Origin of the sequence: Hafnia alvei (assembly GCF_964063325.1) — a bacterium.
Classification (GTDB): Bacteria; Pseudomonadota; Gammaproteobacteria; order Enterobacterales; family Enterobacteriaceae; genus Hafnia; species Hafnia alvei_B.
In genome coordinates this window covers 1,996,426-2,013,566 of record NZ_OZ061315.1, presented here as the reverse complement: position 1 = coordinate 2,013,566, position 17,141 = coordinate 1,996,426, and the positions used below count along the sequence as shown (strand labels likewise).

Here is a 17,141-nt window from a genome sequence, read left to right as displayed (position 1 = left end):
TCACTCCATGCCAAATATATGCTTTAGGTCATCGCTTACGTTGAACATCACCGCATTACGCATCACGGTAGAACGCATTAACAAACCATGGTTGATAAACTCACCTTTAATTTTTCCATTTTCGTCACGGTCAGATTGACTTTGAAAAGTAAAAATATCCTGCAGAATTACGCGATCGCCTTCAATCCCCATAACCTCACTAATGTTCATTACTTTTCGGCTACCATCATTTAATCTCGATACTTGAATAACGATGTTAATGGCGGAGACAATATTGCGGCGAATTGACTCCATGGGAATATTCATTCCAGCCATCATCACCATATTCTCCAAGCGGGAAATGGCATCACGAGGGTTATTCGCATGCAGCGTAGACATAGATCCATCATGCCCGGTATTCATTGCCTGAAGCATTTCAAAGGACTCTTCGCCACGGCACTCCCCAACAATTATTCGATCGGGACGCATGCGGAGTGAGTTAATTAATAAGGCTCGCATGGTAATTTGGCCGGTATTTTCAACCCCCGCCAAGCGCGTTTCCATTCTTAAAACGTGGGGCTGCATCATGCGCAGCTCGGCCGCATCCTCCATGGTAATAATGCGTTCACTGGGATCGATATACTTCGACAGCGCATTGAGCAGCGTGGTTTTCCCCGAGCCCGTCCCGCCGGAAATAATAATATTGACCCGACACCGCGCGGCGATGATCAAGAAGTTAGCCATCTGTCCGCTCATGGCGTTCATCCGAATAAGATCGGACAGCTCGATATTGCTTTTACCAAATTTACGGATAGAGATAGAGGTTCCGTCTAACGCTATTGGCGGGATCGCGACGTTTAATCGACTGCCGTCATGTAGCCTCGCATCCACCAACGGTCGCCCTTCATCGAGGCGGCGACCTACTTTTTGTACCAACCGTTTGGCGATATCGGTTAATTGATTATTATTAATAAACCGGCATTTTGTGAGCTCCAGCTTACCCGCTCGTTCGATATAAATATTTTCGGGGCCATTAACTAAAATATCGCTGACGGTTTCATCTTCCAGCAGCGGCCTTAATGGACCATAGCCAAGGATTTCATCCGCCATCATTTCAGCAAAGCTATTTTGGTTTTGGGAATTCAAATAGATATTTTGCTGTTCAGCCACGCGTTCCAGCACACGATTCATTTCAGCTAGCAGCTGGATACGATCGTCTACTAATGCTTCAATGGTATTAATCTCGATATTTTGTAATACGCCATCGCGCAGTGCTTCTTGAATTTCAACGCTGATGTCCATTTACGCCACCTGACTTTTTTTCAGCAGGCCATTTTTCATCAATCGATGGATGATCGATCCTTTGTGGACCGGAGCCCCGCCGAGAATTAAGCGAGTGAGTTGGTCGATAGGCGCAACTTTGCGATTTAGGCCAGCAAAACGCGTGATACCGTCCTTTTGTTTGTTATAGGGAAACACCACATCCATCGGTCGTCCTAATAGCGACTGGAGATCTTCAATACTCAACATATTCATGCTGAATGGTCGACTGTCATTTAGGCATATAAATAGCCTACGCGGTGCCAGCTGGGAGCGATTAAGCGACTCGACGACTTCGATCATGCCGCGCGCAACCCGCACTGATGCCATTGAACGATCCATGACTAAAACTAGGCAGGAGGAACTTTCAACCAGCTGGCGTAGCGTCTCTTTATTGGCGGTATTAATAGCCTCTTCAAACAGCACAAAATTATATTTTTGGAAGCCATCTAATGAGAGATCGGGATATAGCGGGCTGCTGCTGCTCATAAGATCAAGATTCTTTTGCCCAGCCACAATTTCCTGCACCATTTTTTTGCCCGTAAGCAAATCAAGGTCGCGCGAACCGGCCGCGCCCTGAACAAAGAGCGACGGCATTTCTTTGGCTTGCACAATATTACTGATGGTCTGGTAGGCAATAGCGCTATTACCTACCCCACCTTTGCAGCCCAATATGCTAATGCTGACCGCCCAGCGCATTGATTTTAGATTAGTACTCGAAATAGCCGACTGAACAAAAAGCTCACGCTGAGAGTTTAAATTGAAATATTGAATACCATCGCGCAAGAACGCCTGTGCCAGCATAATAGAATCGCTGTCACCAACTACGCAGCACCATACGCCACGCGGCACCATGGCTAAAATAGCGGGCACAATATTATCGATATACTCTTGACGCCCAATATCAATAACGATGCCATAGTCTTTTTCAGAAATAGCCAGATTATGGCTTGAATCTAAATCTTGCAGGACGCTGGTGACCTGATTAAAACCGGCTAATCGCAATAATTGACTTAGCTCTTCATTAATGACCTTGCGCGAGGATAAAACATAAAATGCTTTCTCATTCTGCGCTGACTTAACATCGTCCTTTTGTGGGAATAACAGCATATTTGCTCTTCCTCAGAAATAATATTTGTATGGGCTAACCAGTGAGGAAGCGAGATTGTTGTTAATGGCGCATCCCGTATCATCATAAAGATCAAACTTATAATTCTGTGTCATATAGCGACACTCAGGTAAACGCAGCGTAATTTTTTGAATATGAACCTGAATACCCGAGGCTTCTTGAGTGCGATAGCCGCCGCCCTGATAGGCTAAAGAGATCCTCTCCGGCGTGATGCCTTTGGTAATCAGATCTTGTCTCACCTGCTTGGCGGTGGTCGAAAAATCATCATCAAACCACTCAAGGCGGATATAACCGTTAAATCCACCGCTGGCTTGATTAATAATTTTGCCCACCGCAATTTCTTTAGAAATTTGGTCGCTTGACGTTAGCGCAATGACCTGTTCAGTTATTTGTGGTGAACCGTGCTTTTCTAATTGGCTAGCCCAGCTGGCAGACGATGCCACCGCCATGAATAAAAGAGCACAACGGAATAGATATGAGATCCTCATTTAATAAATCCTCCCTGTTCGACAAAGCCTTCAGCAAGTTTTCTATCGCGTAAATTACTAATGCCTTCAAAATTCATAAAACGGGCAAGCGTTGAAGTACGTTGAAAATCTGGCAAAACGATGTCGCGCATGGTGACGGGTTTAACCAGGTTAACGGTGGCGACCACCACCAGTTCGCCGCGTGTGCGCTCGGTTTTCGCATTTCTAAACAACGCACCAAGAATCGGTACATCGCCAATAAACGGTAGGCGCGAGAGATCTTCGCGTTCGTTATTGCTGATAAGCCCGCCCAGTAGGAAGCTTTCTCCATCGGCAAGTTCAACGGTAGTTTTTGCCCGACGCGTTTGGAATGCAGGGAACGAGTCGCCGGCGTTGGTGCTGTAGGTGCTATCCACGTTGCTGACCTCTTCCCCCAGCGTCACGCGGATACGTTTGCTACTGCTAACTTTGGCGCCCACGTTGAGCTTGATACCAAAATCCTTATATTGGACATTGGACCCATTGGCAGAGCTGGTAACCACCGGCACCTCCCCCCCAACCAGAAACTCGGCGGATTCGCCCGATAATACGGAAAGATTCGGCTCAGCCAGCACGCGAGCCACCGAGTCATTGCTGATGGCATGCACCAGCGAACTCAGCGTGTCGGCGTTGAATTTCACAAAGCGGAACGTGCCGGGCGTAATATTGCCGCCGGTTCCGCTGATGGTTCCCCAATCAATGCCCACGTTATCGCTAAACGTCTTGGTCACCTCGACGACCGAGAGCTTCACGTTGACTTGATTGGTGATCGGCAGTTTTAACTTGTTGATCACCTCCTGATAAACCACCTCATCAAGCCAGGCATTGCTGTTTTCGCTTCCACCCGCGCTGCCGCCGCTCATACTCGGCACATCTTTTTTATTCGCCGTGCGTTTAGCGCCGACGCCTTCACCCACAATTTGATAAACACGGTCGCGATCTTCTTCTGTGGCCACGGTTCCGCTCAAAATGTAGGTTTTGCCCACTTTTTGAATCGAAATTTGACTATCCGGTACCAACTGCCCCACTTTTTTTTGCACCGCGCTTAAAATGGGGTCAACCACCAGCGTGGTTTTAATGAGCTGGTCACCATTTTTATCAAAGGCAATGAGATCGGTTTGACCATCGCTTTTGGCATAAACCATCACGCCTCGGTCACCGATAATCTCATAGTCGGCCACTTTAGGCGCAGAGATGAAAATCGTGTCAATATTTCCGTCGACTTGAATAACCTGAGACTCTCCGGCCTCCATGTAGACCTCTTGAGCATGCGCACAATAGGAGAGAAATAAACCCGTTACGCCCAGCAGCCATAGCGCTCTTGAATTTACTCGTCTTATTTTTGGGTATTTATCGTGTTGCTTTGTTAAACAAAAAATCACTCTCCACCTCTCAACTCTTTAACGGAATTAAACTGGGGCAATACTTCATCCATTCTTATTTTTTGGTTGTTCTCATTCTCATATTCGTCAAACGGGAATAATAGAATTTCACCTGCCTTCTCAACGACCTTGAGTTCAGCCAGCTGTTGACTGTCTAATCTCAATACCACGGTTCCGACCGAATCATCCCCGCTATAGCTTTTGCTGACGGCTTTGGGTGTTTTTTTTATATCTACGATAGAGATGGGCCCCATCACGCGGCTAATTGCATAGCGCTTCATGTTTTTGTCTGGGTTATTACTGCCTTCAGTCACCAGACCCACATTATTTTTTTTGCTTTTATCAACCTCAACTAATCGGATGTAGAGTGAGACTTCATCACCAATAGAAAGAGAAGAAAGAAGATATTCGTCCTCCGGCTTAATTTTATAGCTATAAGGTGTCTCATTGCTTCTCAGTGAGTGAGCTGAGAAGGTTGGACTCTTCGGTGACTCCACCATTTCAGGTAAAATAATGCTGCCTTTTGAAATATTGTGTCTAATTAAGTATCCCTGAAGATCTCCGTTATCTAATGAGGAAATATCACGGCGATCTTTGCTTTCTTTGGAAATCTCAATCGACGTTATTTTGTAATCATCACGATCTAAGATGTCATAAGGTTTTAGCTCCCTTATGGCTTCAGCCACCATGATGGTATGACTTGTCTGAGGCGCAGGCTTCACCTCCGCGATCTCTGGCGTTTGCTTTTGCACAAAAATACCGGCGATTCCGACTGCAATAACAATTATTGAAAGAAAAAAAAGCATGCGATGGTTCATTAAGATGTCCTAAGCAGGATTAATAATAAAAAGACGCCACGGGATAGATAAGGATAAATGCTAAAGAAATAGCGACACCGTAAGGCACGCCGTGACTACGTAGATTATTACGAAAAAAAATAAGACCGCCGATAGCGACAATGCCGCCAATAAATGCAGTTAAAAACAAAAAATCATAAAATGCGCTGCCCTGAAAGGAGATTGCTAATACCGTGACCAGTTTGGCATCACCGCCGCCCCATAACCGAGCAATGAAAAGAACAAAACCGCCGGTTAAAGCGATAAGACCGAACAGAATATTTGGTAGGTGTGATTGCAAAAGAATCATTGGCAATAGCGATATGGCGAGTAGCAAAAGACTCGTGTGGGTAATCTTTCTAAAAAAAATGTCCTGCCACATAATAAAAATCAAAATTATGCAGGTGACAATAAAATTAGCTTTGATTAACCACGCCATGTCTATTTCCATTTTAGTTATTAGAAAGGTGAACAATAAAATGCAGCAAGAATATCATCCATGATGTTCTTGCTGCTAAACAGAGAGCCTTACAATAAATACGTTCTAACTTATTGTTAGTGCATTATGGTGTTGTAATCCGTTACGGCGTAGTTTTGCTGATAGTAACGCTTTTGATTGCTTCAGCAATTTTATCAAACGTTTCTTTCAATGCGCCCAAGAAGCCGGAGTTCTGATCGCCAAGAATAAATGCCAACAGTGTAGCCATGGCTACGCCGATTAATGCATATTCAATCGCAGTCACGCCGCGTTGATCTTTACCAAACTCATGAAAACGAACATGAGCAGCCACATAACATTTAGTTAAAAAAGTGTTCATTGGTATTCCTTGTAAATTTAAATCCGCCATTTCGGTGGCGTGTTAATAACCATCTTGTTGTTGCCGATGCCCCATAGGTAACGACGGAGCCATTAGAATATATTGCACCTCAGGAGTCCTTATTGAGGTCATATTTGTTTTTATAATTTATGATTGATAAACAACGCTGAGAGTTATTTAGCAAAAAATAAGATAACCACAACGACAAGCGTTGATATCCAACACACCGCCAGCAGCGATAATATTGAGATAAAAACATTCCACCGGCGTGAGTGATACCACTCTTTCCCGCTATTCGATGTCTCCTTCTGGTAAGCATATCCCATGGCCTCTAAGGGAGACGTTGGCGCGTCAGTGATTCCAGTCGATGTGGCTAACGATAGTATTGCCGCGTTAGCCTCAGGGCCGCTATCGGGTAGAAACTTTTTTTCACGTAGCACATTCCCCATATACTTAACGCCTTTTCTAGGTATCGTTTTTATAAATGCGCTTGAAAGACCGATCTGATCAAATGACTTTCTCAACATATAGATTTGGCCATAGTAGCTACTGTCACTCACCGAACCCCGCTGCTCATGCCATACCTGATTGATAATATTTTGTTTATCGGTTTCCCCTTCCAATAAAAGAAGCAAGAACCTATAACTATTTTCTGGTAGGTTAATCACTGTACCAAAGTCATTAATCAGACAGCGCTTTTCAGGCTCAAACCGAATGCCATCCCCAAGGATGAATATCGTGTCATCCTTACTTACATCATTCATTAGCCGTAAGCTCCTGTGTGACTTAAACCTTCAATATCATTGGCCTTCGCCGTTAAAAATAGAATCTCATTATCCTCATCCATCTTATCGAATAGCCTATTTAAGTTTGAATTATACAAGAGAGAAATAATCGAATAAACCCTATTAGTCTCATTTGATCTCATTCATAGAAATAAAGAATAATATAGCGGATATTATATCGATCCCCCTTTTTTTAAAGGATGTCAGATCGCGAGAAATACAAAAAAAAGATTATTCATTAACACTATTCTGAAATAACCATAAATAACCTCATGTTGATAAAAAATATAACCATTATAAACACGAACATTCCTTTGAAATTTAGAGAGTGTTATTACTTAGCTGGCGGTTGTTTTTTATCAACATGCCTAATTTATACTCTTAGGAAAATATTATTAATAAGAAAATACTGAACTTCGCGAGATTTATAATTATTTACTGAGAGTTATTGATACATGACGGCGCAGCGCTGCAAGGTTTTCTCATACTCTCACGCCATTTTTCTGAAGATTCCGTGCCAACGATTCTCCGGTCATTTTTCTAGCATACCGCCAGCTTGACGAAGTCACATTCGCCTTTAGGCTGCTGTTCAGGCATAAATTTAGTCCGTGTCATTCCTTTTGTTGAGAACATAGCCTGATCTAACGGCCTCCCTAAGGCGTTCTCAGATATATACTACGGCGGATTAAGGGGGTTCCTGCCTAAATAAATCGTAGCCAAGTTATCAAAGAATAATACCCTGCTGGAAATAACCGGGGTAAATTATCGATCATAGTGATTCATGACAATATAAACTGTTCTACCATGCGATATTTACGCAATATATCAGCAGGTATTTAATTAAACTAAATCGCGCTGTTAGATATAATAACTTGAATGATACTTTTCTGATTGTATGATGCCTCCAAGATAAAACATCGATGCAAGGATGCAAGAGCGATGAGCATTTACTCTTCCAGTTCTCCGCATTTATGATTTATTTACACTACCTAGTATTATTTTAGTTATGTTAGTAAAAAAGGGAAATTTAAATGTCGACTAATAAAACTGCACTTCTTATTGCGCTGTCTTTGGCTTCTGCTGCTTCAACATCTGCAATGGCAGCCGATGGCAAAATCAACTTTACAGGTAAAATTACCGATGCACCGTGTACAGTTTCTATTCCAAGTCAGAACCGTGATGTTACGTTAGGCAACGTACCGTCATCACAAATGGCGACTGCTGGCGCAAAGTCAGAATCTAAACAGTTCCAAGTTGATCTGCTGAACTGTAGCGCAACAGTGAAATCAGCATCAATCACCTTTGGCGGATCAGTGGCCACACCAAGCGGCGCTGGCGTAGCGGATCCAACTCTGTTCGCCGTAAACTCTCCTGATGGTTCAGCCACGGGGACCACGGCAAGCAACGTAGGTATCGAAATTTCTGATTCAGCAGGTGCGGTGCTTTCACCAAACAAAGCGTCAGCGGCTATGACTCTGACGCCTAAAGCAGCCTCTCAGTCTCTGTATTTCAATGCCCGCTATAAATCTTTGGGTACCGCAACCACGGGTGATGCTAACGCCACAACCGACTTTACTATCGCCTACCAATAATTTAATAGCCTTCATTTAATCTATTTATTGGCTAAAGCCCAAGGGACAACTGTTTTTCATATTTGTACTTGGGCTTATTTTTTATAAGGCGCTATGACCTAAAATCTCATAGGCCAAAAGGTTAATATCATGCACGCTAAATCCGCACTCTGCTCTTTTGTATTATTAGCTATTTCTCACTCCGCATTTAGTGCTGCGACGGACTCAGGGGGTGTGGTTTTAAGTGCCACGCGGGTTGTATACGATGCGAGTAATAAAGAAACCTCTGTTTCTATTAAGAATAAAAATACCGATCAATACTTCCTCGTTCAGTCATGGATTGATGACAATACAGGAAATAAGAAAGTACCTTTTGCAATAACCCCGCCGTTATTCCGTTTAGGTGCAGATAAGTTAAATATGCTACGCATTGTTAAAACATCAGGCAATCTTCCTGATGATAAAGAATCTGTGTTTTATATTAACGTTAAAGCTATTCCTCCCGTGCCTGATGACTCGGTTACACAAAATACGCTTCAGGTGGCAATTAAAACGCGGATTAAACTCTTTTATCGCCCAAAAGGTTTGCAGGGCAAACCTGAAGACGCCTACCAGCAACTTCAGTGGTCTATTCAGGGTAATGATCTGGTGGTGAAAAACCCTTCCCAGTATTCCGTCAGCTTTAATGAAATCACCGTTGGCGGTAAAGACGTGAAAGAAATAAACATGGTTGAGGCCAAATCAGAAGCCCACTACCCGCTCTCTGCTGGGCAACGAGGGCAGATATCATTTAGCGCCATCAATGATTTCGGCGGCGTGTCAAAAACTGTAACTGCACACTAATTGCGTATTACCTCGATTGTTTATTAAAGAGACAAACATGTTGCCGTCAATAATATCTACAAAGAAAAAAATGAATGCATTGACTTCTTTGTGCAGGGAAAGCCATAGATATTTTACTTTGAGTACTCTTACCCTGCTGGTGTTGTCGGGGCACTGCTTTGCAAGATCAAACTTTAACCCTGCGTTTTTAGAAAACTTAGGCGCAGGCAGCGATGTTTCTGACCTTTCCTCCTTCGCAGCACAGTCTGACAACCAAATGCCGGGCAAATATCTGGTTGATGTTTATCTCAATGGTAATCCTGTCGATCACCGAGAAGTCGAATTTATCACGGCTCCGGCAGCGGTCGTGCAAAAAGACGCCACGGGATTAATCCCCTGCTTTACGGAAGAAACGTTGCGTAACTACGGGGTTAAAACAGATTCGGCCGAGTCAATGGCGGCAAGTTCAACAACGCCAACAACACCAACAAAGGCGGAGAGTACCGATAAAAAAGACACCGCGTCTTCAGCCACAGCATCAGCATCAACCGCACAGTGCAGTAACCTTTTGCAGGCTATTCCCGCGGCAAAAACGACTTTTGATTTTGACCGCTTGCGTTTAGATATCAGCGTGCCACAGATTTTTGTCTCTAATTCGGCCAGAGGATACGTTGACCCCGCTTTATGGGATGACGGTATTTCCGCATTATTGCTGAATTACAATTTCACCGGTGCCAATGGTGACGATCAGAATGACTACTATTTAAACCTTCGCAGCGGCTTCAACCTTGGTGCTTGGCGTTTGCGTAACTACTCGACCTGGAACCAAAACAACGGCCAGCGTGAGTTCAACAATGTTAACACTTATTTGCAGCGCACCATCGTTCCGCTAAAAGCGGAACTCACCATGGGCGACAGCTATTCTGGCGCCGACGTTTTTGATAGTTTTCAGTTTCGTGGCGCACAGCTTGCCTCCGACGATGACATGCTGCCAGACAGCATGAAAAATTTTGCGCCCGTGATCCGCGGTATTGCTAAAACCAATGCGCAGGTCACCATCAAGCAAAACGGTTATACCGTTTATCAATCCTATGTCACGCCGGGCGCGTTTGAGATTAACGATCTCTACCCTAGTTCTGACAGCGGCGACCTTACGATCACTATCAAAGAACAAGACGGCAGCGAGCAAACCTATATTCAGCCGTATGCCTCCGTGCCTATTTTGCAACGTGAAGGCCGTCTCAAATTCAGCGCTACGGCTGGGCAATATCGCAACGGCTATGGCTCCGATAAACCTGAGTTTGCGCAATTCACGCTGATCCGTGGTTTCAGCAAAGGGCTAACGGTTTACGGCGGTATGCAGGGCACGCAAAAATATGCCTCTGCCGCGCTGGGTATTGGTAAAAACATGGGCGATCTTGGCGCTATCTCGTTCGATGTCACTCAGGCCCGCACCCAACCGCCCGAAGATGAAACCGACAGCGGCCAGTCTTATCGCTTTTTATATGCCAAAACTTTCGCTGAGACAGACACCGATTTTCGCTTAGTGGGCTATCGCTATTCCACCAGCGGTTATTACAGCCTGGATGATTCGGTCACCCTCAACGATGACCACGACGATTATGCAGATTTTAACATTCGCACCCATAAGCGCAGCCGCGTCGAGGGGTCAGTCAGCCAGCAGCTCGGTGAAAATGGCGGCTCTCTCTACTTTTCTGCCAGCCTGCAAGACTATTGGGACAGCAGTGAAAAAGAACAAACCCTGCAGACAGGCTACAGCAATACATGGAACAGTATTTCTTACAACATTGCCTATAACGATAACTATGTAGGCAACGAAGAGCATGATCGGCAAATATCGATTAATGTCTCTATCCCGCTCGATCACTGGCTAAAATCCGCCTCGGCAAACTACAGCATGAGCCACGATTCTAACGGTCGGGTGCAAAATCAGGCGGGGATCAGCGGAACGTTGCTTGAGGATCACAATCTTAGCTACAGCGTTTCTGAAGGCTATACCAATCAAGGCCAAGGCGACACCGGGAATACCAGCCTGAATTATCAAGGGCAATACGGCAACAGTAACATCGGCTACAGCTACAGCAAGGATTCACACCGGGTCAACTACGGGCTCCAGGGCGGTATCATTACACATAGTCACGGCATCACGCTCTCGCAGCCGCTGGGAGATACCGTGGCTTTAGTCGAAGCGCCCGGCGCTGACAATGCCCGAATAGTCAATAACACCGGGGTGAAAACCGATTTCCGCGGCTATGCCGTTGTGCCCTTCCTTTCTCCTTACCGTCGAACCAGCGTGGGTTTAGATACCACAACGCTGGGCGATAAAGTGGAACTTGACGAGAGCGCCAAAGATGTTATTCCGTCACGCGGAGCGATCGTTCGAGCTAATTTTAATGCGCACGTAGGTTATCGCGTGATGATGACGCTGAAACGCGAAGATGGTAAGCCGTTGCCTTTTGGTGCCACCGTAACATTATTAAATGAAACGGAAAGCGATACAAAAAATAGTGATTCTATAAGTACAGGCATCGTTGGGGAACAGGGTGAAACATTCTTAAGTGGATTACCTGAGCAAGGATTGCTTATTGCTCAGTGGGGCACTGATAAAAACCGAAAATGTAAAATTAAATATGAGATAACTGCTCAGCAGCAGTCTGAATCATTACCGATCATCATTGCCACTTGCAAACTATAAATTAAAAGGTTTTCTATGTTTAATAGCATAAATAGCAAACTCAAACTTGCTTATTTTAGATTTATTATCTTCATTGTTATTTTTAGTTCGTCGTATGCATATAGCGATGATATTATAGTTAACATGGGCACTTTGACCGTAAATAATATATCAACAACTGGCAAGGTTACCATTCCTGTCGGTGCTTATCGACGTGAAGGTACGCCAGCTATTGCCAATAATGATAATAAGTACAAGTACGATGCTGTCCATTGCGATGTAGTCACTTCAGAAAATGTCTGTTTACTTATGATTACCGGAAATACAGGTGGGAAACGCGATGTATATATGGCCCCAGGAGTAAGACGAGGTCAAATACAGCTTTTAGGAGGCGGTTTCTCTCCCCTTCTGCCTGGGGATATTATGACGCTAGATTTGGTTCTTAATAATAGTGGGTTTAAAGGTTCAACCACGTGGGAAAATGCATTGGCTGGGAGATTTTACGATAAAAATAGGAACGTTGTTGGATATCTTCGGTTTTATGTAACCATAATAATAAACAGTGCCACGTGTACAGTTTCAACAGCACATGATATGAATTTTACATGGCCCCAATTATCCCCAAGCCAAATAGAAAATGGCTCCGCAGAGGTAAAAAATGCGCCAATCAGTATGTCATGTTCTACTACAGATGAAAACAAACCAGTGACTGTTACCGTGACATCTGCAAATGGGTATGCCAATGCTTCCGACGGGGTTATTAATACAAACAAAAGCAATTTAGGCATTAAACTGACATGGGCGGACTCTGGGGAAGCCATACCATTAAATAAAGGATTATTAATGAATGCATACAATGGATCAAATTTCAGCATTAATGCAAAACCCGTATCAACTAGCAGCGAAAAAATAATCGCTGGAGATTTTGAAACTACAGTAACAATAAGTTTTGATTATCATTAAGGAAACTTTATGATTAAAAAAATGATGTTTTTCTATTTATTATTAACAAGTAGCCATGCGTTTTCAGCGGCTCCTGAAATAGTACAAATACACTATCGTGGAACGGTAGTGATTCCACCATGCACAATAGCAACACCTTTCGCATCAGTTAATTTTGGCAATATTATTGCTGCCGATTTTGCTAGCTCAAGCGCAGCCACGGACTGGAAAGAGTTAGATATAAATTTAACGGATTGCGTCGGAGTTACTAGCTTTACTATTTCGGTAAGCGCCCCAGTATCAACGGCAAACCCAGCATATATTGGTTCAACAGGAACAGCTGAGCATATTGGCATCGAAGGCGCTGCCATTTTGGAGACCAATACTCCCATTTATAATGGTGTTGTTATAGCACGTAATACAGGTGGGGAGTTGAGTCAGACAATCCCCTTAAAGTTTCGTTTACACAATGATGACTCTGGCGAGGCCACCACCGGTACTGTCAGCAGTACAGTTACGTTAACCTACGCATTTCAATAATGCGTTAATTTGAAAATGGAATTACATACTATGATAAACAAAAATATATATCCCCTTGCGCTAGCATTTATATTTCCCGCAGTATTATCCAGCTCCGCAGGAGCTGCCGATAATACCGTGATCAATATTACTGCGACGGTCTCTGCGGCAGCCTGCACCACCTCGGCTCCGGCATCCATCCCCCTCAATTTCGCTCTAAATGCCAATGATGTTGCCGCGTCAAATGCCAACTCGGCCTGGTCTGGTGATGCCACCATATCTTTAAGCGGTTGCCCATCAACCACTAAAAGCATCGACGCCGTGTTTAGCGGCCCGGCCATCAGCGGCGATACCAGCGGCTATCAAATGAAGAATAGCGCCGGCACCGCTGTAACCACCGGCAGTATTCAGCTGGCAAAGTCGGCAGACAGCACCCTGCTCACCAACGCCAGCGGCACCTATAACGTTGCGACAGCCAGCAATGCCGCCTCCTTTAAAGTGAAAGCGCGCATGCACTCTATTACGGGCGCAGTTATGCCGGATACCTATACCACCGCCATCGACGTTACCTTTAACTACCATTGATTTCACTGCTAACAGGAAGCCATTATGTTCATCCTTAGCAAGCAATCTAGGGTTGCCTTAAACAGTTTGCTGATATCAACGCTGTTTACCTCGCTCTCCTGTCTGGCATCGGATACAAGTCTGGGAGTGAGTGCAACCGTGATTGCCTCCTCCTGCACCGTTGAAGCCTCGGCAAATCAGGATGTGAATTTAGGCTCATTTTATGCCAACGTACTTAATTCGCCCGGCAGTGCAACGGATTGGGCTAACTTTACTATTGATCTAAGCAGCTGCCCTGCCTCAACGCGCTCAGTTGATATGAAACTCAGTGGAGAGGCCGAAGGTGCGACGAAATATTTTCAGAACACCGGGGGGAGTAGCACCAACGTGGCAATTGAAATTGCTTCTCAGCAAACCAGCTCAGCCACTATTGGTCCAGGAGATACCATCAGTACTGCCGTGGTTCAAGCCACGCATCAGGCATCATTTCCGTTGCATGCCAGAATGATCTCTCCAGTAGGAGGGGCAACGTCTGGTACGATTGCAGGCTCCGTGGAGCTTACGTTCCAATATAAATAAATTCCGTATCACGAATAAATAGCTGAGGTTGTGTTTTATCAACCTCACCTAACATAGAGTTAAAACAGCGAACAGTGCGCATAATAAGTATATGCGGCAATATTATTAGCATGCTAATTCAAAGAATGAGGTTTCTGTCGCCAGTTTATTAACCCCATTTTCGGCTAATGAATTTATTGTCTCCACGACTGTAAGTTGCGTTCTTAATCTTTATAATACCTATAATAAAAACAACGACTCTCTATTTAAGCCATCAGTTTTACAATACCAATAAAGCGTATCACATTTTTAAAAAATCATTTCGCAAAACAATAAAGATAAAAAATTTATACAGTAAATCATTAACCAATACTAGCCACACAATCCACCTTACCATGTTAAATATTGGTTACTTTATTGTTTAATTTTTTTTGCAATTCAATTGCATGCTCTTTATAGAGTATATTTCCGTTATGAATAGAAAACAGATCATATATATTTTCAATTGGAATTAAACATATAAAGGAAAATACCATGAAAAATACACATCGCAATCTCTCACCAAAAAGTAAAGGCATTGACTTTAATCTTCTGGTTATCTTTGAAGCCGTTTTTCTGCACAAAAGCGTGACTAAAACAGCGCTTATATTGAACGTGACGCCTTCTGCTATCAGCCAATCACTGAGTAAACTACGGCTCTATTTTTCTGATCCGCTATTTGTCCGTGAAGGAAATACGCTATTTGCCACCACGGTAGCTGAAAATATTTACGATCGCCTCAAGGATGGGCTATCCCATGTTCGTCAAAGTCTAGATTATATCTCAGACGTCAGTTTGCAGAGTTCATTTATCATTCACGCGTCCCCTTACCTCGGGGTGCGTTTACTCCCTGAGATTTGTGCTGAAATCGAAAACAGGGATCTTAATATCAATATCTCAAACAATTACAATGATACAAAAGAAAATAATATCGAAAACATCTTATTACAGAAGAAGGCTGATATTATTTTTGACGTCAAACCTTTTTACAGTTTTTCAACTGTCTCTGAAATCCTGCTCATTGAAGATGTTATTGCCGTATGCGCTAAAAATCATCCTCGATTAGACTCAAAATTAACCAAAGAAGATATACTTGCTGAAAAATCTATTTACTCAAGCATCGCTCATAACGGAGGATTAAAAGTACAAAGCGATATCGATGATTACTTCCCCAACCGTAAATTTATTTTCTCCAGCAATTCCATCATTACGAATATTGCTATAGCAGAAAAAACCAGTGCAATTAGCTTTATTCCAAAATCGTTTTTTGATAAATTTTCCGATAGCTTTAACATTAAAATGCTTGAGCTTGATATCACACTAGAGCCTGTGAAAATTTATATGTCATATAATAAAATTTCGTTAAAAAATAGAAACTTTAATTCCCTTATCAATATTATCAAGGAGCATGTTTTTCCTTCAATAGTGCATCCTACACAATAATATAACTGGCCTGATAATTATGACCTCATTGTTCTAGCGGCTTATGTCCCTGAAGTTCATAACGGTGGCACAGCACCAACGTGACATGGCATCAACGTGACATAGCATTAACGCGGCACCGCGCCGCGGTTAATTAGCGAATACTGTTAATATTCATCAAGCAATCTACCTTCTATCAACGCGAATACCTCATTTCTTCAGTTGATACTCATAATGCACCTACTCAGCTTATCATTCATGAATTTAACTCATAAAGGCTAGCGCATTTAGGCATCTAATCGAATAAATCTGTTTGGAGTATGCTTTCTCTATCGTCACATACGGAGGACTGCATCATGCAGACGGTCACACTTAACAACGGTATTGAAATGCCTTTACTCGGCTTTGGCGTCTTTCAGATGACGGACGCAGCCGAATGCGAACGTGCGGTGATTGATGCTATCGAAACGGGCTATCGCCTCATTGATACCGCGGCCTCTTATCAAAATGAAACTCAGGTGGGTAATGCCCTGCGACAAAGCGGGATTGCTCGCGATGAGCTGTTCGTAACCACCAAACTTTGGCTGCAGGATACAAATTATGAAGGTGCAAAGGCGCAGTTTGAGCGCTCGCTCAATCGCCTACAGCTTGATTATATTGACCTGTATTTAATTCATCAGCCATATGGCGACGTGCACGGCGCGTGGCGGGCGATGGAAGAATTACAGCAGGCAGGAAAAATTCGCGCCATCGGCGTGAGTAATTTCCATCCCGACAGACTTGCCGACCTGATAGCGTTTAACCGTGTTGTACCGGCGGTAAATCAGGTGGAGGTCAATCCGTTTAATCAGCAGCTGCACGCCGTGCCTTGGATGAACAGCCGCCATATTCAACCTGAGGCTTGGGCGCCTTTTGCCGAAGGCAAAAATGGTTTGTTTCAGCATCCGGTGTTGACGGCTATTGCCAACCACCACGGCAAAACCGTCGGACAGGTAGTGCTGCGTTGGCTATATCAGCGAGGCATTGTGTCGTTGGCGAAATCCGTTCGCAAAGCGCGGATGGAAGAGAATATCAATATTCTGGATTTTGCACTTTCTGATACGGACATGACGCAGATCGCAGCGCTTGATACCGCCACCAGCGCTTTTTTCTCTCACCGCGATCCGGCGATGGTGGAATGGCTCACCCAGCGCAAGCTAGACGTGTAACTCCGTTCATTTGCCCGCAATAAAGAACTCAATAACAAGGCGATTA

The 17,141-nt window shown here is 43.9% G+C and carries 17 protein-coding genes; 9 read left to right on the top strand and 8 right to left on the bottom strand.

Translation table 11 applies throughout. From position 1 onward, the window contains the following. From AB3Y96_RS09550 to AB3Y96_RS09515, 8 genes are all read right to left on the bottom strand, one after another. Window positions 1–1,281 carry a CpaF family protein gene (locus AB3Y96_RS09550; RefSeq protein WP_025801730.1) on the bottom strand — a complete coding sequence of 427 codons (1,281 nt, stop codon included), beginning with the start codon at window positions 1,279–1,281 and terminating at the stop codon, window positions 1–3. Beyond that, window positions 1,282–2,409, bottom strand: coding sequence for a tight adherance operon protein (locus tag AB3Y96_RS09545; protein WP_367299057.1), 1,128 nt, complete (start codon window positions 2,407–2,409; stop codon window positions 1,282–1,284). A 12-nt stretch (window positions 2,410–2,421) separates the two neighbouring features. After that, the gene (locus AB3Y96_RS09540) at window positions 2,422–2,916 is read right to left on the bottom strand and encodes a hypothetical protein (RefSeq protein ID WP_367299056.1); all 495 of its coding nucleotides are present in this window, start codon (window positions 2,914–2,916) and stop codon (window positions 2,422–2,424) included. Further along, window positions 2,913–4,244 (bottom strand): type II and III secretion system protein family protein, encoded by a 1,332-nt coding sequence (locus tag AB3Y96_RS09535; RefSeq protein ID WP_282100190.1) that lies wholly within the window; start codon window positions 4,242–4,244, stop codon window positions 2,913–2,915. Before AB3Y96_RS09535 ends, AB3Y96_RS09540 begins: the two co-directional genes overlap by 4 nt. Window positions 4,245–4,312: 68 nt before the next feature. After that, the gene (locus AB3Y96_RS09530) at window positions 4,313–5,134 is read right to left on the bottom strand and encodes an SAF domain-containing protein (RefSeq protein WP_367299055.1); all 822 of its coding nucleotides are present in this window, start codon (window positions 5,132–5,134) and stop codon (window positions 4,313–4,315) included. 19 nt (window positions 5,135–5,153) lie between these two features. Continuing rightward, window positions 5,154–5,591, bottom strand: coding sequence for a prepilin peptidase (locus AB3Y96_RS09525; protein WP_072307439.1), 438 nt, complete (start codon window positions 5,589–5,591; stop codon window positions 5,154–5,156). A 142-nt stretch (window positions 5,592–5,733) separates the two neighbouring features. Next, window positions 5,734–5,970 carry a Flp family type IVb pilin gene (locus AB3Y96_RS09520; protein ID WP_025801724.1) on the bottom strand — a complete coding sequence of 79 codons (237 nt, stop codon included), beginning with the start codon at window positions 5,968–5,970 and terminating at the stop codon, window positions 5,734–5,736. Between the two features lie 173 nt (window positions 5,971–6,143). Continuing rightward, window positions 6,144–6,734, bottom strand: a complete 591-nt coding sequence (locus AB3Y96_RS09515) for a transcriptional regulator (protein WP_367299054.1) — start codon at window positions 6,732–6,734, stop codon at window positions 6,144–6,146. A 1,052-nt stretch (window positions 6,735–7,786) separates the two neighbouring features. On the opposite strand from AB3Y96_RS09515, the gene AB3Y96_RS09510 reads away from it, so the two are divergent. From AB3Y96_RS09510 to AB3Y96_RS09470, 9 genes are all read left to right on the top strand, one after another. Continuing rightward, complete coding sequence (locus AB3Y96_RS09510) at window positions 7,787–8,347, top strand: fimbrial protein (RefSeq protein WP_367299053.1); 561 nt, start codon at window positions 7,787–7,789, stop codon at window positions 8,345–8,347. 129 nt (window positions 8,348–8,476) lie between these two features. Then, window positions 8,477–9,169, top strand: coding sequence for a molecular chaperone (locus AB3Y96_RS09505; RefSeq protein ID WP_367299052.1), 693 nt, complete (start codon window positions 8,477–8,479; stop codon window positions 9,167–9,169). Window positions 9,170–9,287: 118 nt separating this feature from the next. Beyond that, complete coding sequence (locus AB3Y96_RS09500; protein ID WP_367299051.1) at window positions 9,288–11,864, top strand: fimbria/pilus outer membrane usher protein; 2,577 nt, start codon at window positions 9,288–9,290, stop codon at window positions 11,862–11,864. Between the two features lie 15 nt (window positions 11,865–11,879). After that, window positions 11,880–12,806, top strand: a complete 927-nt coding sequence (locus tag AB3Y96_RS09495) for a fimbrial protein (protein WP_367299050.1) — start codon at window positions 11,880–11,882, stop codon at window positions 12,804–12,806. A gap of 9 nt (window positions 12,807–12,815) precedes the next feature. Next, window positions 12,816–13,325 (top strand): fimbrial protein, encoded by a 510-nt coding sequence (locus tag AB3Y96_RS09490; protein WP_367299049.1) that lies wholly within the window; start codon window positions 12,816–12,818, stop codon window positions 13,323–13,325. A 30-nt stretch (window positions 13,326–13,355) separates the two neighbouring features. After that, a complete protein-coding gene (locus tag AB3Y96_RS09485; RefSeq protein WP_072307432.1) occupies window positions 13,356–13,889 on the top strand; it encodes a fimbrial protein in 534 nt (177 codons plus the stop codon). A gap of 24 nt (window positions 13,890–13,913) precedes the next feature. Further along, on the top strand, window positions 13,914–14,447 hold the full coding sequence (locus AB3Y96_RS09480; RefSeq protein ID WP_367299048.1) for a fimbrial protein: 534 nt from the start codon (window positions 13,914–13,916) through the stop codon (window positions 14,445–14,447). Between the two features lie 513 nt (window positions 14,448–14,960). After that, complete coding sequence (locus AB3Y96_RS09475) at window positions 14,961–15,908, top strand: LysR family transcriptional regulator (protein ID WP_367299047.1); 948 nt, start codon at window positions 14,961–14,963, stop codon at window positions 15,906–15,908. Between the two features lie 335 nt (window positions 15,909–16,243). Next, window positions 16,244–17,095, top strand: coding sequence for an aldo/keto reductase (locus tag AB3Y96_RS09470; protein WP_367299046.1), 852 nt, complete (start codon window positions 16,244–16,246; stop codon window positions 17,093–17,095). Window positions 17,096–17,141 lie beyond the last annotated feature (46 nt).